At 70.6% G+C, this 24,294-nt stretch carries 20 protein-coding genes; 12 read left to right on the forward strand and 8 right to left on the reverse strand.

Annotated elements, in window-relative coordinates; genetic code table 11:
- Positions 1–97: 97 nt before the first annotated feature.
- The 4 genes from VFL28_05570 to hemG all read left to right on the forward strand — a co-directional run bounded on the left by VFL28_05570 (position 98) and on the right by hemG (position 4,120).
- Positions 98–478, forward strand: a complete 381-nt coding sequence (locus tag VFL28_05570) for a carboxymuconolactone decarboxylase family protein (GenBank protein ID HET7264118.1) — start codon at positions 98–100, stop codon at positions 476–478.
- Positions 479–487: 9 nt separating this feature from the next.
- The gene (gene hemE, locus VFL28_05575; protein HET7264119.1) at positions 488–1,525 is read left to right on the forward strand and encodes a uroporphyrinogen decarboxylase; all 1,038 of its coding nucleotides are present in this window, start codon (positions 488–490) and stop codon (positions 1,523–1,525) included.
- Positions 1,526–1,622: 97 nt separating this feature from the next.
- Positions 1,623–2,567, forward strand: coding sequence for a ferrochelatase (hemH, locus tag VFL28_05580; protein HET7264120.1), 945 nt, complete (start codon positions 1,623–1,625; stop codon positions 2,565–2,567).
- A complete protein-coding gene (gene hemG, locus VFL28_05585; protein ID HET7264121.1) occupies positions 2,567–4,120 on the forward strand; it encodes a protoporphyrinogen oxidase in 1,554 nt (517 codons plus the stop codon). Before hemH ends, hemG begins: the two co-directional genes overlap by 1 nt.
- Here the strand turns inward: hemG and VFL28_05590 are convergent.
- The 3 genes from VFL28_05590 to VFL28_05600 form a co-directional block, all read right to left on the reverse strand.
- Positions 4,059–4,889, reverse strand: coding sequence for an ABC transporter permease (locus VFL28_05590; GenBank protein ID HET7264122.1), 831 nt, complete (start codon positions 4,887–4,889; stop codon positions 4,059–4,061). The two genes, hemG and VFL28_05590, sit on opposite strands and share 62 nt — an antisense overlap.
- Positions 4,890–4,986: 97 nt before the next feature.
- Entirely contained in the window at positions 4,987–5,991 is a 1,005-nt protein-coding gene (locus tag VFL28_05595; protein HET7264123.1) for an ABC transporter permease, read from the reverse strand.
- 60 nt (positions 5,992–6,051) lie between these two features.
- Positions 6,052–7,656, reverse strand: coding sequence for an ABC transporter substrate-binding protein (locus VFL28_05600; protein HET7264124.1), 1,605 nt, complete (start codon positions 7,654–7,656; stop codon positions 6,052–6,054).
- A gap of 470 nt (positions 7,657–8,126) precedes the next feature.
- On the opposite strand from VFL28_05600, the gene thrS reads away from it, so the two are divergent.
- Entirely contained in the window at positions 8,127–10,112 is a 1,986-nt protein-coding gene (gene thrS, locus VFL28_05605) for a threonine--tRNA ligase (protein HET7264125.1), read from the forward strand.
- Here thrS and VFL28_05610 read toward each other — a convergent pair.
- Positions 10,109–10,741, reverse strand: a complete 633-nt coding sequence (locus VFL28_05610; GenBank protein ID HET7264126.1) for a YceI family protein — start codon at positions 10,739–10,741, stop codon at positions 10,109–10,111. The genes thrS and VFL28_05610 overlap by 4 nt on opposite strands.
- 80 nt (positions 10,742–10,821) lie before the next feature.
- On the opposite strand from VFL28_05610, the gene holA reads away from it, so the two are divergent.
- Positions 10,822–11,796: a DNA polymerase III subunit delta gene (holA, locus tag VFL28_05615; protein ID HET7264127.1), complete on the forward strand. Its 975-nt coding sequence runs from the start codon at positions 10,822–10,824 to the stop codon at positions 11,794–11,796.
- A gap of 55 nt (positions 11,797–11,851) precedes the next feature.
- On the opposite strand, the gene rpsT is transcribed toward holA, so the two are convergent.
- Positions 11,852–12,121, reverse strand: a complete 270-nt coding sequence (gene rpsT / locus VFL28_05620) for a 30S ribosomal protein S20 (GenBank protein HET7264128.1) — start codon at positions 12,119–12,121, stop codon at positions 11,852–11,854.
- A 101-nt stretch (positions 12,122–12,222) separates the two neighbouring features.
- Complete coding sequence (locus VFL28_05625; protein ID HET7264129.1) at positions 12,223–13,536, reverse strand: alkaline phosphatase family protein; 1,314 nt, start codon at positions 13,534–13,536, stop codon at positions 12,223–12,225.
- A 110-nt stretch (positions 13,537–13,646) separates the two neighbouring features.
- On the opposite strand from VFL28_05625, the gene murJ reads away from it, so the two are divergent.
- The 4 genes from murJ to VFL28_05645 all read left to right on the forward strand — a co-directional run bounded on the left by murJ (position 13,647) and on the right by VFL28_05645 (position 18,482).
- Positions 13,647–15,260: a murein biosynthesis integral membrane protein MurJ gene (murJ, locus tag VFL28_05630; protein HET7264130.1), complete on the forward strand. Its 1,614-nt coding sequence runs from the start codon at positions 13,647–13,649 to the stop codon at positions 15,258–15,260.
- A gap of 109 nt (positions 15,261–15,369) precedes the next feature.
- The gene (gene hrcA, locus VFL28_05635; GenBank protein HET7264131.1) at positions 15,370–16,389 is read left to right on the forward strand and encodes a heat-inducible transcriptional repressor HrcA; all 1,020 of its coding nucleotides are present in this window, start codon (positions 15,370–15,372) and stop codon (positions 16,387–16,389) included.
- A 12-nt stretch (positions 16,390–16,401) separates the two neighbouring features.
- Positions 16,402–17,535 carry a molecular chaperone DnaJ gene (dnaJ, locus tag VFL28_05640; GenBank protein HET7264132.1) on the forward strand — a complete coding sequence of 378 codons (1,134 nt, stop codon included), beginning with the start codon at positions 16,402–16,404 and terminating at the stop codon, positions 17,533–17,535.
- Positions 17,532–18,482, forward strand: a complete 951-nt coding sequence (locus tag VFL28_05645; protein HET7264133.1) for a 50S ribosomal protein L11 methyltransferase — start codon at positions 17,532–17,534, stop codon at positions 18,480–18,482. Before dnaJ ends, VFL28_05645 begins: the two co-directional genes overlap by 4 nt.
- On the opposite strand, the gene VFL28_05650 is transcribed toward VFL28_05645, so the two are convergent.
- Positions 18,412–18,696 (reverse strand): hypothetical protein, encoded by a 285-nt coding sequence (locus VFL28_05650; GenBank protein ID HET7264134.1) that lies wholly within the window; start codon positions 18,694–18,696, stop codon positions 18,412–18,414. The two genes, VFL28_05645 and VFL28_05650, sit on opposite strands and share 71 nt — an antisense overlap.
- Before the next feature lie 315 nt (positions 18,697–19,011).
- Between VFL28_05650 and carA the strand changes: the two genes are divergently transcribed.
- Both carA and carB read left to right on the forward strand, forming a co-directional pair.
- Entirely contained in the window at positions 19,012–20,112 is a 1,101-nt protein-coding gene (gene carA, locus VFL28_05655) for a glutamine-hydrolyzing carbamoyl-phosphate synthase small subunit (protein HET7264135.1), read from the forward strand.
- The gene (carB, locus tag VFL28_05660; protein ID HET7264136.1) at positions 20,112–23,309 is read left to right on the forward strand and encodes a carbamoyl-phosphate synthase large subunit; all 3,198 of its coding nucleotides are present in this window, start codon (positions 20,112–20,114) and stop codon (positions 23,307–23,309) included. The genes carA and carB overlap by 1 nt, the downstream gene beginning before the upstream one ends.
- On the opposite strand, the gene pip is transcribed toward carB, so the two are convergent.
- Positions 23,306–24,283, reverse strand: coding sequence for a prolyl aminopeptidase (gene pip / locus VFL28_05665; GenBank protein HET7264137.1), 978 nt, complete (start codon positions 24,281–24,283; stop codon positions 23,306–23,308). The genes carB and pip overlap by 4 nt on opposite strands.
- Positions 24,284–24,294: the final 11 nt, after the last annotated feature.

The raw sequence follows: 24,294 nt of genomic DNA on the forward strand, positions 1-24,294 counted from the left end.
GCGGTCGCGCGCACTCGCGAACTGACTCCAGTTCGATCCGGCGCACTGCCGGCTGTTCGGCGGCGAGGGCGCCGGGCGGCGCTACTAGGAGGGAGCAATGGAGGATCACGCGCTGTTCGAGCGGGGCATGAAGATTCGCAAGACCTTGTGGCCGGATCGGGAGGGCGGAATCGCCGTCTTCCGCGCGTTGGACCCGAAGTACGCCGACACCATTGTCGAGCAGGCGTACGGCGCCGTCTACGGTGATCCGGCGCTGGATCTCCGTACGCGAAGTCTCATTACCTGCGCGATCCTTGCCGCGCTCGGCCGCCCCCGCGGGTTGGAGAGCCACCTGCGCGGCGCGCTCAACATCGGGATCCTGCCGGCTGAGCTGATCGCGATGCTGAAGCAGGTGGCGTTGTACGCCGGTTACCCGGTGGTGAACGACGCGTTTGCCACGCTGAAGGGCCTGCTGGACGAGGGACCGGCGGCGCCGTAGCATAGTCTGGTGCCCGTTACACCGACCGGCGCGTTCCTGCGCGCCTGCCATCGTCTGCCGGTGCCGTACACTCCCGTCTGGGTCATGCGGCAGGCCGGCCGCATCCTTCCCGAATACCGGCGAATTCGCGAGCGGATGAGCCTGCTCGAACTCGCGAAGGCGCCGGCGGCCGCCGCCGAGGTTACCGTACAACCGGTGGAGCGCCTCGGCGTCGACGCGGCGATTCTGTTTGCCGACATCCTGCTGGTGGTGGAGCCGCTCGGCCTGGGGCTCGAATATGCCAAGGGCGAAGGGCCGGTCATCGCGCGTCCGCTCCGCACCCGGGACGACGTGGCGCGTCTGCCGGACGTCGACCCGGAGGACGCCATACCGTTCGTGTTCGAAACCGTGCGCCTCGTGCGCCGGGCCCTCGCGGGCCGCGTCCCGCTCATCGGGTTCGCGGGCGCGCCATTCACCGTCGCTTCGTATTTAATCGAGGGCGGCCCGTCGCGGGACTTCTTGGCGACGAAGCGCCTCATGTACGGCGATTTTGAGACGTGGACCGCGTTGATGAAACGGCTCAGCGCGCTGACCGCGCGGTATCTCCGCGGGCAGATCGCCGCCGGGGCGGAAGCGGTGCAGCTGTTCGACAGCTGGGTCGGGTGCCTCGCGCCGGACGCGTACCGCCGCTACGTCCTGCCGCACTCGCGCCTCGTCTTCGAGGCGCTGCCGGCGGATGTCCCGGCGATCCACTTCGGAACCGGGACCGCGGGGCTGCTGGAGGCGATGCGCGACGCCGGCGGGCAGGTCATCGGCCTCGACTGGCGCGTCGATCTTGCGGACGCGTGGGCGCGGCTCGGCTCCGAAGTCGGCGTGCAGGGCAACCTCGATCCCGCGGTGCTCCTGAGCACACCCGACGAGATCAGACGGGGCGTCGCCGGCGTGCTTGAAGGCGCCGCCGGCCGGCCCGGCCACGTGTTCAATCTCGGCCACGGGGTGCTGCCCGAGACGCCGTGGCAGCACGTCCGCGCGATGGTAGACATGGTCCACGAGATGAGCCGCGGATAGTGCATCGGGGAGCCTCGCACCGGACGAAGATGGGCCACAAGGTCGCGGACGCAGGCGTCCGCGCGATGGTGGACATGGTCCACGAAATCAGCCGGCGATGAGCCGCGCGGCGCCGGGCGCCGGCCGCTGCGACGCGGTGCTACTGATCGCCTATGGGGCGCCGGAGCGGCCCGAGGACGTCAGGCCGTTCCTCGAAGGCATTCTGCGGGGCCGCCGCGTGCCGCCGGGGCGCCTCGACGAGGTCGCGCATCACTACGACGTCTTCGGCGGGCGCTCGCCCTTGAACGAGTTGACGCGGCGGCAGGCCGCCGCGCTCGAACGCGTGCTCGCCGCGCGCGGCCGGCCTCTGCCGGTTTTCATCGGCATGCGCAACTGGTCGCCGTATCTGCATGAGACGCTCGGCGTGATGCGGGACGCGGGCGTCCGCCGGGCCGTGGGGGTCGTCATGGCTCCGCACCGGAGCTACTCGAGCTGGGAGCAGTATCATGAGAACGTGGCCGAGGCACGCGCGCGGGTGGGCCGAGGCGCGCCGGCGATCGATTATGTCGGACCGTGGCACACGCACCCAGGCTTCATCGGCGCGCAGGCCGAGCGGACGGACGCCGTGCTGCGCGCGATGCCGGACCCGGAGCGTGAGACGGCGGCGCTCGTCTTCACCGCGCACAGCATCCCGGCGGCGATGGGCGCGCGCAGCGACTATCCGGGGCAGGTGACGGCGTCCGCCGGTCTCGTCGCGGCGCGGCTCGGGCGCGCGAAATGGCAGGTCGCCTACCAGAGCCGGAGCGGGGATCCTCGCGAGCCCTGGCTCGAACCCGACGTGAACGAGGCGCTGCGCGGTCTTGCGGCGCGCCGGCACGCGGCGGCGGTGCTCGTGCCGATCGGGTTCGTCACGGACCACATCGAGGTGCTGTACGACCTGGACACCGAGGCCCGTGCAACCGCGGCCGTCCTCGGCGTCGGCTACCATCGCGCGGCCACCGTGATGGACCATCCGGAGTTTATCGGGATGCTGGCCGACCTTATCGCGAGCCGGGCCGGGTGATGGACGCGGAGAAACTCGGAGAGATCCCGGGCGCCGGCGGCACCGAGCCGGCGCGGCGCCCACGCCGCGTCGTCGTCGTCGGCGCGGGCATCGCCGGGCTGGCCGCGGCGCTGCGGATCGCGGAAGCGGTCCCGGCGGCCGATCTCGTCGTCTGCGAAGCGGGTGCCCGCGCCGGCGGCGTGATCGCGACGGATCGCGAGGGCGGCTACCTGGTCGAACTCGGTCCGGACTCGTTCCTCACGGAGAAGCCGGAAGCGCTGCGCCTGTGTGAGCGCGTCGGCCTCGGGGACGACCTGATCGGGGTGGCGCCCCGCGCGGCCCGGGCCTATGTGGTCCACGGCGGCCGCCTCGTTCCGATTCCGGACGGCTTCCGGCTTGTCGCGCCGACGCGCCTTTGGCCGTGGCTCCGTTCGCCGCTGTTCTCGTGGCCGGGTAAGGCGCGCATGGCGATGGACCTCGTGCTGCCGCGCGGGCGGTCGCCCGCCGATGAGACGGTCGGATCGTTCGTCACCCGCCGGTTCGGCCGCGAGGCGTTCGAGCGCGTCGCGCAGCCGATGATCGGCACAATCTACACAGGTGACGCGGCCGCGCTCAGCCTCGAGGCCACGATGCCGCGCCTGGCCGAGGTGGAGCGCCGCTACGGGAGCGTGATCCGCGGCTTGGTCCTGGCGCAGGCGGCCGCGCGGAGCGGGGTGGGGCGCACAACGGGCGCACCCGCCGGGATCCCGCCCGGCACCCGGTCCGGGCGGCGCCTCGGCATCTTCGCCACGCTGTCGGCGGGCATGCAGACGCTGCCGGACGCCGTGGCGGCACGCCTCCCCGCGGGGGCGCTGCGGCTGCGCACCGCCGTCCGGACCGTGACGCGGCCGCCGGACGGGTCCCGTTACGCGGTCGCGCTCGAGACCGGACCGGCGCTCGAGGCCGACGCCGTCGTCGTCGCGGTGAACGCGCCGGCCGCGTCGCGCCTGATCGCCGGGCTCGACGGCGCGCTCGCCGCGCAACTCGGCGGGATCCCCTATGCGTCCTCGGCGAGCGTCACGCTCGCGTACCGGCGCGGCCAGATCCCGCACCCGCCCGACGGCGTGGGTTTCGTGGTGCCGCCGGCGGAGCGCCGGCCCATCCTGGCGGCGTCGTTTTCGAGCACGAAGTTTCCCGGCCGGGCGCCGGACGGTGCGGTCCTCATCCGCGTATTCCTCGGCGGGGCCCTGGCGCCCGAGATGGTGGGGCTGGATGACGATCGTCTGGTGCGGATCGTTCGCGGCGAGATGACGGCGCTGCTCGGTGAAGCCGGGACGCCGCAATTCGTGCGGGTGCTGCGGCATCGCGACACGATGCCGCAGTATGTCGTGGGGCATCTGGCGCGGGTCGCGGAGATCGAGCGGCGGCTCGCCGGTTTGCCCGGCCTGGCGCTCGCCGGGTCGGCCTACCGGGGGATCGGGATCCCGGACTGCATCCGGTCGGGCGAGGCCGCCGCGGATGCCGTGCTCGAGGCTATCCGCGCCCCGACAGCCGCGGATCCAGCGCGTCGTGGAGGCCGTCGCCCGCCAGGTTGAACGAGAGCACGACGAGCGCGATCGCGGCGCCCGGCGCGAGGGCCGCCCAGAAGTCGGTCAGCAGGTAGCGGTAGCTGTCCGCGAGCTGCGCGCCCCATTCCGGCGACGGCGGCTGCGCGCCGAGGCCCAGGAAGCCGAGCCCGGCGGCTTCGAGGATGGCCGACCCGACGCCCAGGGTGGCCTGCACGACGAGCGGCGCGGCCGCGTTCGGCAGGATCGCCCGCAGCAGCACCCGCCACTGTCGGGCGCCGCTGGCGCGCGACGCGGTGACGTATTCGAGTTCTTTGATCGACAGCGTCGACGCCCGCGCCACCCGCGCAAACGACGGGATGTTGACGACGCTGACGGCGAGGATCGTGTTGTTCAGACCGGGTCCCCGCAGGGCCACGATGCCGATCGCCAGGATGATCGACGGAAACGCCAGCATCACGTCCATCACCCGCATGATCGCGCTCTCGGTCCGGCCGCCCACGTAGCCCGCCGTGACGCCGAGCAGCGCGCCGATCGACAGGGCCCCCGCGACGGCCACGAACCCCACCGTCATCGAGATCCGCGCGCCGAGGATGACTCGGCTGAAGACGTCCCGTCCCAATTGATCGGTGCCGATCCAATGTTGGGCCGACGGCGGCTTCAAGCGCGCCAGCAGATCTTCGTCGTCGGGCCCCTGCGGGGCGATCTGTGACGCGAAGATCGCGATGAGCGCAAAGAAGATGATCATGCCGAGACCGATTCGCGCGTTGCCGTTGCGCCAGAACCGGCGCATCGCCATCCGCAGGGCCGAGCGACCTCTGCCGGCGGTCCCGCGGGACGCGGCGCGCCGGGCCGCGATATCGGCCGGCGACGCGCCCTCGGCCGCGGACGACGGTTTAGACGTAACGGATACGGGGGTCGAGAAACGCATAGAACACGTCGACCGTCAGGTTGACCAGCACGAAGAAGAGCGAGAAGAACAGGATGCCGGCCAGGATCACCGGGTAGTCGCGGAACAGGATCGAGTCGTACATGAACCGTCCGACCCCGGGCCACGAGAAGAGTGTTTCCGTGAGCACGGCGCCGGTCAGAAACGAGCCGAACTGCAGCCCGACCACGGTTACCACCGGCAGCAGCGCGTTGCGCAGGCCGTGCATGAGCACGACGGCGCCGCCGGTGAGGCCCTTCGCGCGGGCGGTGCGAATGTAGTCCTGGTGCAGCGCGTCGAGCATCGACGCCCGGGTCATCCGGGCGATGATCGCCGTTGGAATCGAGCCGACCGTGACGCTCGGCAGAATGAGGTGCTTGAGCGCGTCCCCCGACGCCGCCCAGTTGGCGGTCAACAGCCCGTCGAGGACGGCGATGCCCGTGATCGACTGCAGCGACGTGTTGACGTCCAGCTGTCCCGAGGTCGGCAGCACGTGGACGTAGATGCTGAAGACATAAATCAGCATGAGCGCCAGCCAGAACACCGGGATGGAGACGCCGCCGAGGGCGACCACCATGCCGAGCCGGTCGAAGATCGAGTTGGGCTTGGCCGCGGACAGCACCCCGATCGGAATCCCCACGCACAGCGCCACGGTCAGGGCGCCGAGGGTCAGTTCGACGGTCGCGGGAAAGCGGGGGCGGTACTCCGCGACGACCTTGCGGTGGCTGTCGAGCGACTCGCCGAAGTCGCCGTGGAGCACGTTCCAGAGGTAGATGCCGTACTGCACCGGCAGCGGCTTGTCGAGGCCAAACTCGTGCTGGACCCGCTCGATCGCGCCGGGGGTCGCGTGCTCACCCACGTAGACCGTCGCCGGGTCGCCCGGAATGAGGTGGACGATCAAGAACGCGACCGCCGACACGCCGAGCAGGATCGGCAGCAGGGCGACGAGGCGGCGGGCGATGTAGCGGGCCATTACCCGCGGATACGGAGGGGGCGCGAACCCGAGTTCGCGCCCCCATCACGCGTCGCCCTCTTACTTACTGAAGTACACCAGTTCCATATATTCGTTCGAGTCGGGCTGCCCGATCAGGCCCTCCACGTTCTTCCGCATCAGGATCGGCACCTTGGCGTGCGCGATCCAGATGTTGGGCAGGTCGTGGGAGATCAGCGTCATGGCCTGCGCGTACATCGCGGCCCGCTTCGCCTGGCTGTTCTCGGTCTTCGCCTTGTTGATCAGGTCGAAGACAGCCGGGTTGTTGTACGACCACCGCGCGCTCGTGGCGTCGTACTTCGGGAAGAAGAACCCGAGCCAGTCGTCCGGATCGCCGTTGTCGCCGATCCAGCCCGCCATGTACAGCGGGAACTTGTTGCTCTTCTGGTCCTTGAGGTAGGTGGCCCAGTCCTCGGTTTGAAGGTGCGCCCGGATGCCCACCTTGTTGAGGTCGCTCGCGATCGCCGTGCCGATCTCCTTGCCGTTCGGGAAGTACGGCCGGCTCACCGGGATGTACCAAAAGTCGAAGGAGAACCCGTTCGGATAGCCCGCTTCCGAGAGCAGCTTCTTGGACTGCGCCGGGTCGTACGGAATCGGGTCGGGGCTGGAGGCGCGGCCCCACATCCCCGGCGGCATCGCCTGGCCTGCCACCGCGCCGTACCCGGAGTACAGGCCCTGGACGATCGCCGGCCTGTTGATCGCGTACGCGATCGCCTTGCGGATCCGGATGTCCTTCATGAGCGGGTCGTTCATGTTGATCTTGAGCCAGCTGGTGTTGAACGGCGGCCGGTAGCCGACCTTCAGGTTCGGGTCGCTCAACGCGGCCTTCACGTCGTCGACGTTCGGCAGCTCGATGGCGTTGACTTCGCCGGCCTTGAGGGCCAGGAACCGCGCGGAGTTATCCTTGATCACGCGCATGATCAAGCGCTGCACCTTCGGGAGGCCTTTGCGGAAGAAGCTGGGGTTCGCGACCATCGTAACGTGGTCGTCGCGCACCCACTCCACGAACTTGAACGGGCCGGTGCCCACCGGGTGCGTGCCGACGCCCGTGCCGCCGTACTGCTTGAACGACGCCGGGCTTGCGATCTGGAACGCGATGATCGTGAGGTTCTGCAGCAGCGGGGAGTTGGGCTGCTTCAGGATCAACTGCACCGTGTACGGGTCGACGACTTTGGCCTCTTTGTAGGAGTCGGCCATGAAGTCGCCCCAGTACTCGTACTCGCCGCCCTTGACCTCATGGTAGGGGTTGTCTTTGAAGGCCCAGCGGTCGAAGTTGGTCTTGACCGCTTCCGCGTTGAACGGCGTCCCGTCGTGGAACGTCACGCCCTGGCGGAGTTTGAAGGTCCAGGTCAATCCGTCGGGCGATACCTGCCAGCTGGTGGCGAGATCCGGCTCGATGTCGGTCTTGCCGGGTTGCGCGCGGACCAGCAGGTTGAAGATCTGCGTCGTCACTTCGTAGGTTTCGCCGTTCGTGCTGACGGGGCTGTCCATCGAGTCGCCATCCCCGGACTTGCCCCAGATGAACGTCGTGGGGGCCGCGGCCCAGCCCGTCACCGAGCCGGGAACGAACAGCATCCCGGCGATCAAGACGGCAACGATGCCGAGCGAGGTCGCCACGCGCCTCCACCCCTGTGGCGCTGTCACCATGCGACGCCTCCTTGCGGTACAGGATGTCTTCGGAACCCCGGTAGATTCGGTGCGGCTAAGAACACTCCTTGCCTCTCGGGCCCGCCGTTACACCAGGCCGGTCGCCGCGGCGGCGGCCACGTGCTATAATGTGGGTGTTCGGCGATGACGGGGACGAGTAGGCCGGACGGCGGACGAGAGAGAGGCGGGATCACGGCTGGAAGTCCCGCCCGGACGCCGGGCTGAAAACCTCCCCTGAGCAGTTGGGCGGACGCCGTGCCCGAGGCTCACGGACGCGGCTACGCCGGCCGGGAAGCGCCCGTGACCGCGCATGGAGTTGTCCGCCGCGCCGCTCGTGAAGCGCGGCGGGAAGGTGGGTGGAACCGCGGATCCTCCGTCCCATTAGGACGGGGGTTTTTGTTTTGTCACGCTGTACGCGAGCCTGCCGGGCTCACCGGCGGCCCTGCGGCAAAGTGGAGGAGATGGTTGCGATGGCCGAACGGACGTCGGCAATAGGCCGCGAAGGCGGCCACGGCTGGGGTGAGCAGATCACGCTGCGCCTGCCGGGCGGGGCGGCGCGGACCTTTCCTCGCGGCGTCAGCTTGGCCGAGGTGGCGGCCCGCGAGCCGGGCGCGCGGGCCGTGCTGGCCGCCAAGGTCGACGGGGACGTCCGCGATCTCACCGCGCGTCTCGACCGCGACGCGTCGGTCGAGTGGCTGACTTTCGCGGAGCCCGCCGGCCGCGAGGTCTACTGGCACAGCACGTCGCACCTCCTCGCCCAGGCCGTACGGGAGCTCTTCCCAGAGGCGAAGCTCGCGATCGGACCGCCGATCGAGGACGGCTTTTACTACGATTTCGACATCGGCCGCACGTTCACGCCCGAGGATCTCGACCGGATCGAGACCAAGATGCGGGAGCTGGCCGCGCGCAACCAGCCGATCGAGCGGATCGCCGTCCCGCGCGCGGAGGCGGCGCGGCTGTTCCGGGACCGCGACGACGTCTACAAGAGCGAGCTGCTCGAGGGCATCGCGGACGATCCGGTGAGCTTCTACCGGCAGAACGGGTTTCAAGACATGTGCCGGGGCCCGCACCTGCCGGCAACGGGCCTCATCAAGGCGGTCAAGCTGCTCAGCACGTCGGGGGCGTACTGGCGCGGCGACGAGCGCCGGCCGATGCTGCAGCGGATCTACGGCATTTCGTTTCCCGAGCAGGCCGCGCTCGACGACTACCTCGCGCGCGTGGAGGAGGCCAAGCGCCGCGACCACCGCAAGCTCGGCCGGGAGCTGGGCCTCTTCGCGTCCGTGCAGGAAGTGGGACAGGGCCTGCCGCTGTGGCTGCCGCGCGGCGCGACGGTGCGCCGGCTGCTGGAACGCTACATCATCGACCTGGAAGAGAGCCTCGGCTACGCCCACGTGCACACGCCCGACCTCGCGAACGTCGAACTGTACAAGATCAGCGGGCACTGGGATCACTATCGCGAGAACATGTACCCGCCGATGAAGGTCGACAACGAAGAGCTCGTGCTGCGCCCGATGAACTGTCCGCACCACATCATGGTGTTCAAGCAGGGCCGGCACAGCTACCGCGAGCTGCCGGTGCGGATCGCCGAGCTCGGCACGATGTACCGGTATGAGCGGTCCGGGGTGCTGACGGGGCTTGCGCGCGTGCGCGCGATGACGCTGAACGACGCGCACATCTTCTGCCGTCCCGACCAGCTGATGGACGAGTTCATGGCCGTGGTGCGGCTGATCCAGCGCGTGTACGCCGACCTCGGCCTGCATCCGTTCTGGTATCGGGTGTCGCTCCGGGATCCCCACGACCGCCAGAATTTCGTGCAGAACGACGCGATGTGGGAATCCGCCGAAGGGCAGTTGCGCCGGGCGATGCAGGCGCTCGGCCTCGAGTACGTGGAGGCACCGGGCGAGGCGTCGTTCTACGGCCCCAAGCTCGACGTGCAGGTGCCCAACGTGATGGGCAAGGACGAGACGATCTCGACGGTGCAAATCGACTTCTACCTGCCCGAGCGGTTCGGCCTGGAATACATCGGCGAGGACAGCCAGCCGCACCGGCCGGTGATGATCCACCGCGGCGTCATCAGCACGCTCGAGCGGATGATGGCGTTCCTGATCGAGCAGTACGCGGGCGCCTTCCCGCTCTGGCTCGCGCCGGAGCAGGTGCGCGTGCTCCCGATCGCCGACCGGCATCTCGCCTACGCGCGCCGGATCGCCGACGCGCTGCGCGGCGGGGGCCTTCGAGTCGAGGTGGACGCGAGCAGCGAGCGCACCGGCCACAAGATCCGCGAGGCGCAGCTGATGAAGATTCCGTACATGCTCGTCGTCGGCGACCGCGAGGAGGCGCAGAACGCCGTCGCGGTGCGCAGCCGCGCCAAGGGCGACGAAGGCACGCAGCCGCTCGAGGCGTTCGCCCGGCGGGTCGGTGCGGAGGCCGCCGCGCGCGCGCACCAGCCGGCGTCTTAGGGCGCGCGGGCGACGATATGCAGGGTGACGGTGACCGGATCCCGCGCCACGAAGATGAACGCACGCGGGTAAGGGATTCCGTAGTCGGCCATCCGGACCGTCGCCGTGGCGTCGGCGGTGTACTCCGCGGCGAGGGCCAGTACACGCGCGGTGAACGCGGTTTCCCGCGCGACGTCGCGGATCACGAGCCGTCCGCGGACCTCCGCGGGGAACGGCTTCACCGCGGCGCCGGGCTGGGCCGTCGCCGTGCCCGTGAACGTGATCGCGGGATAGGTGGCGGTCTGGAGGAAGGTCGCGTACATCGCGCGGTCGCGCATCCCGATCCCGGTCGTGATGGTGCGCGCGTCGACCGCGGCGGAGATCCGCGCCGCGTAGACGTCGCCGCCCGCCGGTTCCACCTCGACGCGGCCGGTGACCCGGGTCGTGTGACCGGAGAAGCCACCGCGGTTGTCCGGGACGTCGAACTTGACGGACGACTCGCCCGGCACGATCGCAAACGCCTGCAGCGGGATGACCGCAGCGCGCAGGGCCGGAGCCGCCGGAGCCGGGGCCGCCGCGGCGCACAGCATGGACCCGGCGGCGATCGCCGCCAGCAGCACGAGGCCCGGTCTGATCCACACCGTCGCCATGGCGTTTTCAGTCTGAGTGCTACCCCGCGCGTGTATCCGTCGCGTCACGGCGGCGCCGTCCCCGAGCCGGACCGACGGCCATGAGCGCGCCCGCGCCGTCCGTCTATCTCCTCGTCGGCGAAGAGGACGTGCGCGCGGAGGCGGCGCTGCGCGCGATCCTGCGCGACGTCGTGCCGGAAGAGGAGCGCAGCCTCAACCTCGATGTGCTCGACGCCGGGGGCGTGCCGATCCAGGACGTCATCACGAGGGTCGAAACCCTGCCGTTCTTCGGTGCGCGGCGCGCCGTCGTGTTCAACGTGCGGAGTCCGGAATCGTGGCGCGCCGCTGAGCAGGACGCGCTCGCGGACTACCTGAGCCGGGGTTCGCCTCCGTCCGTGCTGATCGTCGTCGCGCCGCACCTCGACAAGCGGCGCCGCCTCACCGGGGTGCTCGAGCGAACGGCGCAGGTGATCCGCTGCGACCCGATCGCTCCGGAAGAGGCGCCGGCCTGGCTTGCCGCGCGCGCCCGCGAGTCCGGCAAGACGATCACGCCGGAGGCGGCGGCGCAGCTGGTCGAGCTGGCCGGCAGCGGCCTGCGCGCGCTCGGCCTCGAGGTGGCCAAGCTGGCCGCCTACACCGGGGACCGCACGACGATCACCGCGGATGACGTGCGCGAAGTCGTGAGCCACGTCGCGGCGCAGGCGACGATCTTCGAGATGATGGACGCGGTCGGCCACCGGCGGCCGGACGACGCGTTCCGCCTGCTCGACGCCCTGATCGCGCTCGGGGAGCCGCCGCTGCGCATCCTGTATATGTTGGAAGACCAGGTGCGCATGCTGGCGCGGGTGCAGGAACTCGTCGACCGCGGCGTCCGCGGCCGCGCCGACGTGCAGAAGGCCCTCGGTTCGCGGGCCTGGCGATACCGCGACTATCAGAAGCAGGTCCAGGCGTTCGGACGGGTCGACGTGGAGCCCCTGCTTGGGTTGCTGCTCGAAACCGACGGGGCGATCAAGACGGGGCAGATGGCGCCGCGGCTTGCGCTCGAGACGCTGATCGTTCGCATGAGCGCGATCTAAACAGAACCGCGGCGGAGAATTCCGCCGCGGACACGACCGGCGCGCCCGGCGGGCGCTACGCGGTCGCCGTTGCCCGCCCCTGCGATCCGGCCCAGCGCATCAGGCGCGACTTCTTCCGTGCCGCCGCGTTCGGGTGCATGATGCCCTTGCGGGCCGCCGCGTCGAGCGCGCTGATGGCCGCGCGCAGCGAGTCGCCGCCCGGCTGCTCCGCCGTGCGGGCGTCTTTGACGAGCGTCTTCACCTCGGACCGGATCGCCTGATTGCGGACCGCGCGCTTGAGATCCTGACGTTTCCGCTTCAGGCCGGACTTCGTGCGCTTTGCCACACCGCACCTCCGCTTGATGCCGCCGCGGCGTCGGACGGTTTCCGCGACGAGCGACGCTCATTGTAGCACAGGGCGGCGGTTCGCGCAGGCCCGGGCCGGAGTCAGGTGCGCGTGGCGTCCGCGGGTGGAAACTCGTCGGACGCACGGCCGCCGGCACGCTGGAGCGGGTGCCCGTCCATGCCGGCAACCGGGAGATCGAGATGGCGGAGCGCCGTCGGCGCGATGTCCACAACCGACGTCGGCCCGCGGGCGGCGGCGCCGGGCTGAAATCCCGGCCCGGCGATCATCAAGAACGGCGACTGTTCGTACGTGGCCAATCCGCCGTGCTGGCCAAAGCCGAGATGTTCCGACTTGCCGGCGAGCGGCAGCGCCTCGAGACTCAGCCCCGGGACGCCGAACTCGTTGGGCCGGTCTTCGGCGCGCATCGACACGGCAAAGGCCAGTCCGCCGACAGGCGCCTGACCGACCTCCGACAGGCGGTCGGGCGCAAAGACGCCGCCCGCCCATCCACATGACGAAAGGAAGTCGTGGACCGCCGGAATCCGGGCGCGGTGATCGGGGTGCACGTAGATGAGCGTGGAGGTGCCGCTCGAGACCGGTACGACGTCGCTTGAGGCGCGACTCTCTTTGAGCCCTGCCGCGACGAGTTCCGCGTCGACGTCGATCACGCCCGTGACGCTCTGATGCCCGTGGTCCGAGCCGACAACGAAGAGCACGTCGTCGCCCGCGGCGCGAAGGCGGTCCACCGCCGCGATGACGACGCCGGCATGGGCGTCGGCCTGCCGCACCGTCTCGCGATGCGCCGGCGAGCCGAGCGGCAGGGCGTGCTGCACGTGATCGGGTTCATGCAGCCACAGCACGGCCAGCGCCGGGCGCCGCTCGAGCAGCACCTCGCCGACGAATCGCTCCGTCATCGCCCGGTCGCCCGCGAGGTCGCCGGTTACCCGCAGCTCGTCGGCCGGCGCCACCGGCGCGCGGCCCGGCTCGAACGAACCCGCCCGGTTGTAGAGAAAGCCGTGGCCGTCCGGATCTTGGGCGTAGGCGGCCCCCGGCGACGCGTTGCTGAACGTGATCGCGCCGCCGTGATGCTCGACGCGCTCCGTCATCGTCGGCACCGAGAGGGACGTGCCCGTCACGCGGCGCTTGTGCTGGAGAAAATCGGGACCGCCGGCGTCGTGGCGGACGAACACGCCGTCCTCGAGCAGCGCGACGGAATTGCCCTGCAGGCCGTGGCGCGCCGGGTGGCACCCCGTGGCGACGCTGGCCGACACAACGCGGGTCGCCGACGGAAAGACCGACCGGTGGGCCCGAAACTCCTCGGCCCGCGTCCGGAACGCCGCAAGCGACGGCGTGAGCGTCTCGGTGACGAGGTCCCGCCGGAGGCCGTCGAGAATGACGATGACGACACGCTTCATCCGCAAAGAGATATTCGACGCGGCTCCTGCCCCGGCGCGGCCGCCTTCGCGGCGCCTCCCGCGCTCCGTCATGTCTCAAATCACCCGGCGCGGGTTATAATGACCCCGACATGACAGCTCCGGATATGCCCGCGGCCGTATCGGCCGCGCCGCGCCGTCCCGCCGGCGCCTCGACCGCGGGGGCGATCGCGCGGTCGGCGGGACTCATCGCCTTGGGGACCGTCGCCAGCCGCGTGCTCGGTCTTGCCCGCGACGTGATGATCGCCGCGATCTTCGGCGCGACCGCGGCCCGCTCGGCGTTCGTCATCGCCTACTCGCTGCCGTTCTTCGTGCAGCGGCTGTTCCTCGGCGGCACGCTCAGCATCGTCTTCATCCCGGCGATCACGCGGGTGCTGGTGCAGGGCGACCGCGACGAGATCGACCGCGTTGTCTCGAGCACATTCACGATCGTACTGCTGATCGGCGCGGCGATGGTCGTCGTCGGGGTGGTCGCGGCGCCGCTCCTCGTGCCGATCGCCGCTCCGGGCTACCTCCACACGAACCCCGGCGTGCTGACCACCGCCGTCGCGCTGACGCGGGTGATGTTCGTCTCGATGGCGTTTCTCGCGCTGTCGGCGTTCGCGACCGGCTATCTGAACGCGCACCGGCGGTTCGGCGCGCCCGCGCTCGCGCCGGTGGTCTTCAATGTGGTGATCATCGCGACCGTGTACCTGCTGGCGCGGCGGATCGGCATCATGGGCGTCGCGGTCAGCTTCCTCCTGGGGTGGGCGGCGCAGTTCCTGGTGCAGCTGCCGGAGGCGCGCGCGGTCGGCTTCCGCTGGCGGTTCTCGGTCGACCTCTCGCACCCGGCGGTGCGGGAGATGGGCCGGCTCGCCGTGCCCGCGATGCTCGGCCTCGCCGTGATTGAGATCAACTCGAACGTCGGGCGGTTCTTCGCGTCCTACCTGCATCCGCGGCCCGGCGTCGACTATCTCGCGGTGCTGGACTACGCGTTCCAGCTGGTGCAGGCGCCCGTCAGCATCTTCGCGCTGTCGATCGCGACGGCGCTCTTTCCCACGATGGCGCGCCACGCCGAGACCGACCACCGCGCGCTGCGCGACGCCACGTCGCTCGGGCTGCGCGGCGTGCTGTTCACGATGATGCCGGTGATGGCGTGGATCCTGATCGCGAGCCCGCTGATCGTCCGCGTGATCTTCCAGCGCGGGGCCTTCGGACCCGCGGCTACGGCCGCCGTGGCCGTGGGGTTCGTCGGCTACGCGGTCGGCGCGGTGCCGTACGCCGCCTACTACATCGTGACCCGCACGTTCTACGCGCTCCACGACACGCGGACGCCGGTGAAGGTCGGCGTCTACATGGTGGCGCTCAACGCCCTCGGCGACTACGTGTTGATGCGGTGGTTCGGCCATCTCGGTATCGCGCTTGCGACCTCGATCGTCGCGTTTGCCAACGTCGGCGTGCTCGTCTGGATCCTGCGCCGCCGGCTGGGTCGGCTCGACGGCAGCGCTCTCGCCTCGACGACGATCCGCACGGGCGTGGCCGCGCTCTGCCTGACGGCGGTGATGGCCGCCGTGCTGCGGGGGGGGCCCCACATCGTGTCGACCGCCCGACTTACGGGGGCGCTCGCGGTGTTGCTCGCCGCCACGGCGGCCGGCGGTCTCGTCTACCTCGGCGTCTGCCGGCTTCTCGGCGTGCGCGAGCTCCGGCTGCTACGGTTCAACCGCTGAGCGCGCGCAGGCGTGCGACGCTTGCGGCTTGACACTCGTTTCCCGGGGATGATAGGCTCCACCGTAGGCGTTTAGCACTCTGGATGCCTGAGTGCTAAGGAGCGGCGCGATGGAGCCCATCGAGGGCCGGCGGCGCGAGATTCTACGAATTGTCATCGACGACTACATCGCGACCGCCGAGCCGATCGGAAGCGAGGCGGTCCGGGAGCGCCACGGCCTGAACGTCAGTTCGGCGACCGTGCGCAACGAGATGGCCGTCCTGGAAGACATGGGGTTTCTCAATCAGCCGCACACCTCGGCCGGGCGCGTGCCGACCGACCGCGGCTATCGCGTCTACGTCGATTCCCTGGTCACGGAAGAGACGCTGCCGTCGTCCGAGCAGACGCGCCTCCGGGAGACGCTCTTCCTGCGCGACGAGCCTCATCGCGCGATTGCCCGCGTGGCGCAGGCACTGGCCGCGGGCACCGAGTACGCGTCCGTCGTCGAGGCGCCGCATCTCAGCGACCAGGTGATCCGCCACCTGCACCTGATTCCGCTCACGCCGCGGCGCGCCCTCATCGTCGTGGTGACGGACGCCGGTGTGTTCGAGGGCAAGACGGTAGAACTGCAGGCGCCCACCGCGCCGGACGAATGCGACCGGCTGTCGCAGGAGATCAGCCGTCGGATCGCGGGCTGGCGCCTCGGCGACCTGACGGTGCGCGCGATGGACGAGGTGATCGGAGAGGTGGCGCTCTACCGCCAGGTCGTGGCCGAGGTCGGCCGCCTCATCGGTGATCAGATCGTGGCGTCTTCGCGCATCCACACCGAGGGCCAGGCCAACATTCTGAAGCAGCCGGAGTTTCGCGACGCACGCCGCGCCGAGCCGGTGCTGTCCGCGCTCGAGCGCCACGACGTGGTGACGGAGATTCTGCACGACGGTGGCGCCGCGCCGGTGCGGATCACGATCGGCGCCGAGCACCGCCGCGGCGAGATGCGCGACACGAGCGTCATCGCGGCCACCTACTACGTCGGCGGCCGGCCCGCGGGCGAACTCGCGATCGTCGGTCCGACACGCATGCGGTACGGCCGCGCGATCTCGCTGGTCCGGTTTCTCGCCGATACGCTGGGCGAGGCGCTCGGCCGCCTCTAGGCTCGCATCGCGATGGCACGAACCGACTACTACGAGGTGCTGGGGGTCGCGCGCGCGGCGACGCAGGACGAGATCAAGCGCGCGTTCCGGCAGCTCGCCCGCGAGCATCATCCCGACGTCAACAAGGATCCCGGCGCGGCGGACCGCTTCAAGGTGATCAACGAGGCCTATCAGGTGCTCGGCGATCCCGAGCGGCGCTCCCGGTACGACCGGGGCGATTTCCTCGCCGCGGGGCGGCCGGACGGCCGCCCCGGCCCCTTCGGCGCCGGGCCGTTCGAGGATCTCTTCGACATGTTCTTCGGACAGACGATGGGCGCGGGCATGCGCGGCGGCGAGGCGGGGCCCGAGCGCGGCAGCGACCTGCGCGTCGCGCTTGAGCTCACGCTCGAGGACGCGGCGCACGGCGTGGAGCACCGCATCTCGATTGTGCGCGAGGAGACGTGTCCCGTGTGCTTCGGCACCGGTGCGGAGAAGGGGAGTGCCCCCGAAACGTGCCCGACGTGCCGCGGCACCGGCCAGGTCCGCTACGGCCGCCAGACGCCGTTCGGGTCGTTCCAGCAGATCACCACATGCCCGGAGTGCCGCGGCGGCGGCAAGGTCATCCGGAAGCCGTGCCGGGAATGCCGCGGGCGCGGCCGCATGGACGCGAAGCGCGAGATCACGGTCGCGGTGCCCGCCGGCGTGGAAGACGGCACCCGGCTGCGCCTGGCCGGCGAAGGGGAGGCGGGCATGCGCGGCGGCGACCGCGGCGACCTCTACGTGGACATCCGCCTCGCCGAGCACCCGGTGTTTACGCGGGAAGGACGCACCCTGCACTGCGCCGTGACCGTCTCGATGACCCAGGCCGCGCTCGGCGTCGACGTCGAGGTGCCCACGCTCGACGGTCCGGCGCCGCTCGCGGTGCCGGCCGGCACGCAGCCCGGCGCCGCGCTCGTCGTGCCGGGAAAGGGCATGCCGCGGCCCCGCGGTGGTGCGCGCGGCGACCTCATCGCCCACGTGCACGTCGAGATCCCCAAGCACCTCACCGCCGAACAGTCCGCGGCGCTCGCGGCGTTCGCGCGCCTGCGCGGCGACGAGCTACATCCCCGCCGTACCGGCGGCCGCCGCAAGCCCCTCTTCGGCAAATTCCACTCCGGCGGGTCGTGACGGCCGCCGCGCCGCCGGCGAGCTGGACCGAACTTCGCGTCACCGTGTCCCGGGACGCCGCCGAAGCGGTCGCGGAGATTCTGCGCGGCCTGCGCGGCGACGGATCGATCGAAGAGAGTGCCGGCTCCGGCCGGGTGCGGTTTCGCGTCTATCTGCCGCCGTCGCGGCTGCTCCGCGCTACCCTCGCGGCGCTGCGGGCGCGGGTCCGCGGCCTGCGCCGGTACGGTCTAGAGCCGGGGCGCATCACCGTCTCGAGCCGGTCCGTTCGGGCGCGCCGCTGGGCGACGGCGTGGCGCAAACACGCCCGGGCCGTGCGCGTCGGGCGGCTCCTCGTGCGGCCCTCCTGGCTCCGTGCGGCGCCGCGCCGCGGAGACGTGACCGTCGCGGTCGACCCGGGGATGGCGTTCGGCACCGGCATGCACGCGAGCACGCGGCTCGCGCTGCGGGGCCTGGTTGGGGCGCTCGCGCGACAGTCGCGCGCGCGGGTTTTCGACGTCGGGACCGGCTCGGGAATTCTCGCGATCGCGGCGGCCGCGCTCGGCGCCGCGGAGGTCCTGGCGGTGGACAGCGATCCCGTTGCGACCGCGGCCGCGCGCGCCAACGTCCGGCTCAACCGCTGCGCGCGGCGGGTCCGCGTGGTGGATGGGGCCGGGATCGGGATGGCGCCGGGCCGCGCGGACGTGATCGTCGCGAACATCGTGGCCGACACGATCGTCGAGCTGCTCCCGGACGTCCGCGCGCATCTCGCCGCCGGCGGCGTGTTCATCGGGTCCGGGATCGTCGCGGGGAGAGTGCGCGTCGTGCTGCGGGCCGCCCGCGCGGCGGGCTTTCGCGCGGGACCGGTGATGCGGGAAGGAGACTGGCGGGCGGTGCTCCTCAGCGCGACGCCCAGATCTGACTCGCGAGCGTCAGCAGAACGAAAAAACCGATCAGCACAACCGCGGTGATGATAAAGGCCCGCTGCGGCGGCCGGGCCCGCACCGGGGACTCCTCCGCGTGCAGCCGCGAGGCCGTGCGAAGAGCGACAAGCCCGACGAGCGCGAGGGCGACCAGGAACGCGCTCAACCCCCATACGCTGGCGACGATCGAGAGCCAGATCACCCCGAGCCCGAAGGCGACGAGCAGAAGCGTTCGGACGACCGCGTACACGGCGCGAAGCACCGGTCCGCTCCGACGCGCGGGCGATGGAGACGCCCGTCGCCCCGGCGGGATCGATCTCATGGCCGCTTCTTCGGTGATCCGGCTTGCATTTCCTCGTCCCTTCGATAGAATGGGGTGCAGCAGCGGACCATTAACGATCTCCGGGAGGGATCGATGGTGCGCCGGGATACCGTGCGCCGATCGGGGAGCCTCTTCCGGGCTCCTCTTTTCTTATGCCCCGAACGCCGCCCGGGACGGCAGGACGGCGGAAGCCCGAATTGAATTTTTATACATTCACGAGTATAATCATGCGGCAGCGGACCGCGGAGGCTGGGGATGCAGGCACGGCTGGTGCTTGAGGACGGAACGGTGCTCGCGGGGCGCGCCATCGGCGCGCGGGGGTGGGCCGGGGGCGAAGTCGTCTTCACGACCGCGATGACGGGCTACGAGGAAGTTCTGTCGGACCCGTCCTACAACGGCCAGATCGTCACGATGGCGTACCCGCTGATCGGCAACTACGGCGTGAGCGGCGAGGCTTGGGAGTCGTTCCGCCCGCACGTCGAGGGATTCGTCGTCGGCGAGGCCGCCGATCTGCCGCACCACTGGCAGGCCGAGAGCACGCTCGCCGCCACGCTCGCGCGGTGGGAGATCCCGGGCATTGCCGGAGTCGACACGAGGTTTCTGGTCCGGCACCTTCGCACGCACGGGCTCAAGCGCGGCCTGATCTCGACCGAGGAAGACCCGCCCGACCGGGCGCTCGTCACGCGGGCCCGCGGGCTGGCCGACATCGGGACGCTGGATCTCGTCGGCGAGGTCAGCACCCCGGCCGTGCGGCACCTTCCCGGGCCCGGGGCCAAGATCGCGCTGCTCGACTGCGGCGTGAAGGCCGGCATCATCGAGAGTCTGCGCCGGCGCGGGTGTGACGTGTGGGTGCTGCCGCACCGCACGACCGCGGAGGAGATCCTGGAGATGGCGCCGGGCGGGCTGGTGCTCTCGCCCGGTCCCGGCGACCCGCAGATGCTGCCGCGGCAGGTGACGCACGTGCAGCACCTGTGGGGCCGGGTGCCGATGTTCGGTATCTGCCTCGGCCACCAGATCATCGGCCGCGCCGCGGGCGCCTCGACGTTCAAGCTCCCGTACGGGCACCGCGGCAGCAATCATCCCGTGAAGGATCTCGTGACGGGGCGCGTCTGCGTCACGACCCAGAACCACGGCTATGCGGTCGACGAGGCGTCGGTCGCCGGCACAGAACTCGCCGTGACGCACCGCAACCTCAACGATGGGACGGTGGAAGGCCTGCGGCACCCGAAGCTGGCGATCATGACCGTGCAGTACCACCCCGAGGGGCGGCCCGGACCGCTCGACTCGTCGTATCTGTTCGATGCGTGGATGGAGATGATAGGGGCCGGCACTCGCCCGGAGTCCGCCCGAATCTGATGACCGGCAGTATCAGCAAAGTTCTCGTCATCGGATCGGGACCGATTACGATCGGTCAGGCCGCGGAGTTCGACTACTCCGGCAGCCAGGCGTGCCGCTCGCTTTCGGAAGAGGGCGTCGAGGTCGTCCTCGTCAACAGCAACCCGGCGACGATCATGACGGACGTCGAAACCGCCGACCGCGTCTACATCGAGCCGCTCACGGTGGAGTTCCTGACCCGGGTGATCGCGCGCGAGCGGCCGCAGGGCCTCCTCGCCACCCTCGGCGGCCAGACCGGCCTCAACCTCGCGGTCGCGCTGGCGGAGGCCGGCGTGCTCGAGGAATACGGCGTGAAACTGCTCGGGACGCCCCTCGAGGCGATCCGCAGGGCCGAGGACCGCGAGTTGTTCAAAGACGCCATGCGGTCGTTCGGCGAACCCGTCCCGGAGAGCGTCGTCGCGCACACCGTCGAGGAGGCGCGTGCCTTCGCCGCGCGCGTTGGTTTCCCCGTCGTCATCCGTCCCGCCTACACCCTGGGCGGCACCGGGGGCGGCATCGCGGCCGACGCGCGGTCGCTCGACGAGATCGCCTCCCGCGGACTCGCCGTCAGCCGAATCCACCAGGTGTTGGTCGAGCGCTCGGTCGCCGGCTGGAAGGAGATCGAATACGAGGTGATGCGCGACCGGCTCGACACCTGCATCACCGTCTGCAACATGGAGAACCTCGATCCGATGGGCGTGCACACCGGCGACAGCGTCGTCATCGCCCCGAGCCAGACGCTGAGCGACCGGGAGTACCAGATGCTGCGTAGCGCGAGCCTGCGGATCATCCGCGGCCTCGGCATCGAGGGGGGCTGCAATATCCAGTTCGCGCTCGACCCGCGCAGCACGCGCTACTACGTGATCGAGGTCAACCCCCGGGTCAGCCGCTCGAGCGCGCTCGCGAGCAAGGCGACCGGCTATCCGATCGCCCGCGTGGCGGCGAAGATCGCGCTCGGGCGCACGCTCGACGAGATCCGCAACGCGATCACCGGGGAGACGTTCGCCTGCTTCGAGCCGGCGCTCGACTACTGCGTCATCAAGATCCCGCGATGGCCGTTCGACAAGTTCCCCTACGTCGACCGCCGGCTCGGGACGCAGATGCAGGCGACGGGCGAGGCGATGGCGATCGGCCGCACGGTCGAAGAGGCCCTGCTCAAGGCGCTGCGGTCGCTCGACCAGCGCGTCGACGGCTTCGACTACCCCGCGGCCGCGGGCTGGTCGCGCGAGGCGCTCCGCCAGCGGATCGCGGAGCCGTGCGACGAGCGGCTGTTCGCGGTCGCAGAAGGCCTCCGCCGCGGCATGCTGCCGCAGGAAATCGCCGACCTCTCGCACATGGATCTGTTCTTCATCAACAAGATCGCCAACATCGTCGGCGTGCAGCTGAGGCTGCCCGGCCGGCGCGATCCCGAGACCCTGCGCGCGGCGAAGCGCATGGGGCTGCCGGACACGGCCGTCGCCCGGGCGTGGGACACGACCGAAGAGGCGGTCCGCGAGACCCGGTTTCGCGAGGGCATCCGGCCGGTGTACAAGGTCGTCGACACCTGCGCCGGCGAGTTTCCGGCGCGGACGCCGTACTTCTACTCGACCTACGGCCGCGAGGACGAGGTGCCGGACAGCCCGCGCCGCCGCATTGTCGTGCTCGGCTCCGGCCCGATCCGGATCGGGCAGGGGATCGAATTCGACTACTCGAGCGTCCATGCCGTGAAGGCGCTGCGCGACGGCGGCCTCGACGCGGTGCTGATCAACAACAACCCCGAGACGGTCAGCACCGACTTCGACGTCGCGAGCCGGCTGTATGTGGAGCCGCTGACGGTCGAGGACGTGCTGAACGTCATCGAGCGGGAGCGCGCCGACGGCGTGATCGTGCAGGTGGGGGGCCAGACCGGCCTCAACCTCGCCGGCCCGCTGGCCGCGCGCGGCGTGCGCGTGCTCGGCACGCCGGTCGAGGGGCTCGACGCGTCGGAGGACCGCGGCAAGTTCGACGAGCTGCTGCGCCGCCTCGAGATCGCGCACCCGGCCGGCGGCGCGGTGCGGTCGGTGCCGGAGGGACGCGCGCTGGCGGAACGGGTCGGATTCCCGCTGCTCGTCCGGCCGTCCTACGTGCTGGGCGGCCGGGGCATGGAGATCGTGGCGAACGCGGCCGAGCTCACCCGGTACTTGGAGTCGGCGTTCGCGGCCGATCCGGCGCATCCCGTGCTGACCGATACCTACGTCGAGGGGACGGAGGTCGAGGTCGACGCGGTCAGCGACGGCGACGCGGTGTATCTGCCCGGCATCATGGAGCACATCGAGCGCGCCGGCGTGCATTCAGGCGACAGCATCGCGGTGTTCCCGGCGCAGCATCTCAGCCCCGACGAGACCGACCAGGTCGTCGACGCTACGGTCGCGATCGCCCGCGCGCTCGGCGTGCGCGGCTTCCTCAACATCCAGTTCGTCGTGAAGGACGGCCGCGTCTACGTGCTCGAGGCCAACCTCCGCTCCAGCCGGACGATCCCGTTCGTGAGCAAGGCCGCCGGGGCGCCGCTCGTGCGGCTCGCCGTGCACGTCATGCTCGGCCGCACGCTCGCCGACCTGGGATATCCCGGCGTGACGCGCCTGCCGGCGCCGTCGCGCGTGTCGGTGAAAGCGCCGGTGTTCAGCAGCGAGAAGATGGCCCAGCTCGACGTGCTGCTCGGACCGGAGATGACCTCGACCGGCGAGGTGATGGGGCAGAACAGCAGCCTCCCCGGCGCGCTCTACCGCGCGCTGGTCGCCGCGGGGATCGAGATGCCGGAGCAGCGCGCGCTGCTCGCGAGCATCGCGGACCGGGACAAAGCGGGCGCCGTCGGGCTTGTGCGGCGGTTCGTCGACCTCGGATTCACGGTCTACGCGACGGACGACACGGCGAAGTATCTCGCGGAGCACGGGGTGCACGCGATCCACGTGAGCAAGAACGGCGATCCCGAGACCGCGCTGCGGCTCGTGCACGAGCGGGCGGTCAGCCTGGTGCTCAACACGCCGACGCGCGGCCGCACGCCGGGGCGCGCGGGGTTCGCGCTGCGCCGCGCGGCGTTCGAGCGCCACCTGCCGTGCTTCACCTCGCTCGACACGGCCGAGGCGTTCCTGGACGTGCTGGCCGCGATCAGGGCCGGCGAGATCCCGGCCCCGCACGCGGCGATGGAGGTTTCCCCCCTCTAGCGCCCGGCGCGGAGCCGTCCCTTCAGGCGCTCCGCCGCCGCCACCAACTCCTTCGCGATCGACGGCTCGAACGCGACGTGGCCGGCGTCCGGACAGAGGATGTACTCGGCTTCCGGCCACGCCTCGTGCAGGCGATTCGCGGTGTACGGCGGGCAGTCGAGGTCCCAGCGTCCCTGCACGATCGTCCCCGGAATCGAGCGGATGCGCCCGACGTCGCGGAGCAGCTGCCCCGGCTCGAGGAAGCAGTCGTGCACGAAGAAGTGGTTCTCGATGCGCGAGACCGGCAGCGCCTTCGCGTCGATCTCGGACTCGGCCTCCGCCACGGGATCGGGCAGCAGCGTCGTGCACCGCGCCTCGTAGTGCGACCACACGCGCGCCGCGCGCACGCGCACCTCGGGGTTCGGGTCGTTGAGGAGGGCGTGGTATCGCTGGAGCAGGCTCTTCGCGTCCCGGGGGCCCGGGCCCGAGGCTTCGGCAAATTCATTCCAGGCAACCGGCGAGAACAGTTTCATCCCCGTCATGAACCAGTCGAGCTCCGGCCACTCGGCGAGGAAGATGCCGCGCACGATGAGGCCGAGGCAGCGCTGGGGGTGGGTCTCGGCGTAGGCCAGGGTGAGCGTCGAGCCCCACGATCCGCCGAACACCGCCCAGCGATCGATCCCGCGCGATTCGCGCAGCCGCTCCATGTCGCCGATCAGATGCTGCGTGGTATTGTCCTTGATCTCCGCGAGCGGCTTGGAGCGGCCCGCCCCGCGCTGATCGAAGACGATGATGCGCCAGAAGTTGGGATCGTAGAACCGGCGGTGCGACGGGCCGGCGCCGCCGCCGGGCCCGCCGTGGACGAACACGATCGGAACGCCTTTCGGGTTGCCGCTCTCTTCCCAATACATCTCGTGCAGGCCGTCGAGCGCCAGATGACCGCCGGCGTGGGGTTCGATCGCGGGAAACAGGTGACGTTCGGCGTCGGGATGCATGAAGGGAGCAT

Source organism: bacterium, assembly GCA_035691305.1.
In the GTDB taxonomy this organism is placed as follows: Bacteria; Sysuimicrobiota; Sysuimicrobiia; order Sysuimicrobiales; family Segetimicrobiaceae; genus DASSJF01.

Coding starts and splice junctions, on each gene's coding strand:
- VFL28_05610 (HET7264126.1), bottom strand. CDS start 10,741: ATGGCGACGGTGTGGATCAGACCGGGCCTCGTGCTGCTGGCGGCGATC.
- VFL28_05570 (HET7264118.1), top strand. CDS start 98: ATGGAGGATCACGCGCTGTTCGAGCGGGGCATGAAGATTCGCAAGACC.
- hemH (HET7264120.1), top strand. CDS start 1,623: ATGAGCCGCGCGGCGCCGGGCGCCGGCCGCTGCGACGCGGTGCTACTG.
- VFL28_05625 (HET7264129.1), bottom strand. CDS start 13,536: ATGAAGCGTGTCGTCATCGTCATTCTCGACGGCCTCCGGCGGGACCTC.
- carB (HET7264136.1), top strand. CDS start 20,112: ATGACCGGCAGTATCAGCAAAGTTCTCGTCATCGGATCGGGACCGATT.
- hemG (HET7264121.1), top strand. CDS start 2,567: ATGGACGCGGAGAAACTCGGAGAGATCCCGGGCGCCGGCGGCACCGAG.
- hrcA (HET7264131.1), top strand. CDS start 15,370: ATGGAGCCCATCGAGGGCCGGCGGCGCGAGATTCTACGAATTGTCATC.
- holA (HET7264127.1), top strand. CDS start 10,822: ATGAGCGCGCCCGCGCCGTCCGTCTATCTCCTCGTCGGCGAAGAGGAC.
- VFL28_05590 (HET7264122.1), bottom strand. CDS start 4,889: ATGGCGATGCGCCGGTTCTGGCGCAACGGCAACGCGCGAATCGGTCTC.
- VFL28_05600 (HET7264124.1), bottom strand. CDS start 7,656: ATGGTGACAGCGCCACAGGGGTGGAGGCGCGTGGCGACCTCGCTCGGC.
- murJ (HET7264130.1), top strand. CDS start 13,647: ATGACAGCTCCGGATATGCCCGCGGCCGTATCGGCCGCGCCGCGCCGT.
- dnaJ (HET7264132.1), top strand. CDS start 16,402: ATGGCACGAACCGACTACTACGAGGTGCTGGGGGTCGCGCGCGCGGCG.
- pip (HET7264137.1), bottom strand. CDS start 24,283: ATGCATCCCGACGCCGAACGTCACCTGTTTCCCGCGATCGAACCCCAC.
- thrS (HET7264125.1), top strand. CDS start 8,127: ATGGCCGAACGGACGTCGGCAATAGGCCGCGAAGGCGGCCACGGCTGG.
- carA (HET7264135.1), top strand. CDS start 19,012: ATGCAGGCACGGCTGGTGCTTGAGGACGGAACGGTGCTCGCGGGGCGC.
- VFL28_05595 (HET7264123.1), bottom strand. CDS start 5,991: ATGGCCCGCTACATCGCCCGCCGCCTCGTCGCCCTGCTGCCGATCCTG.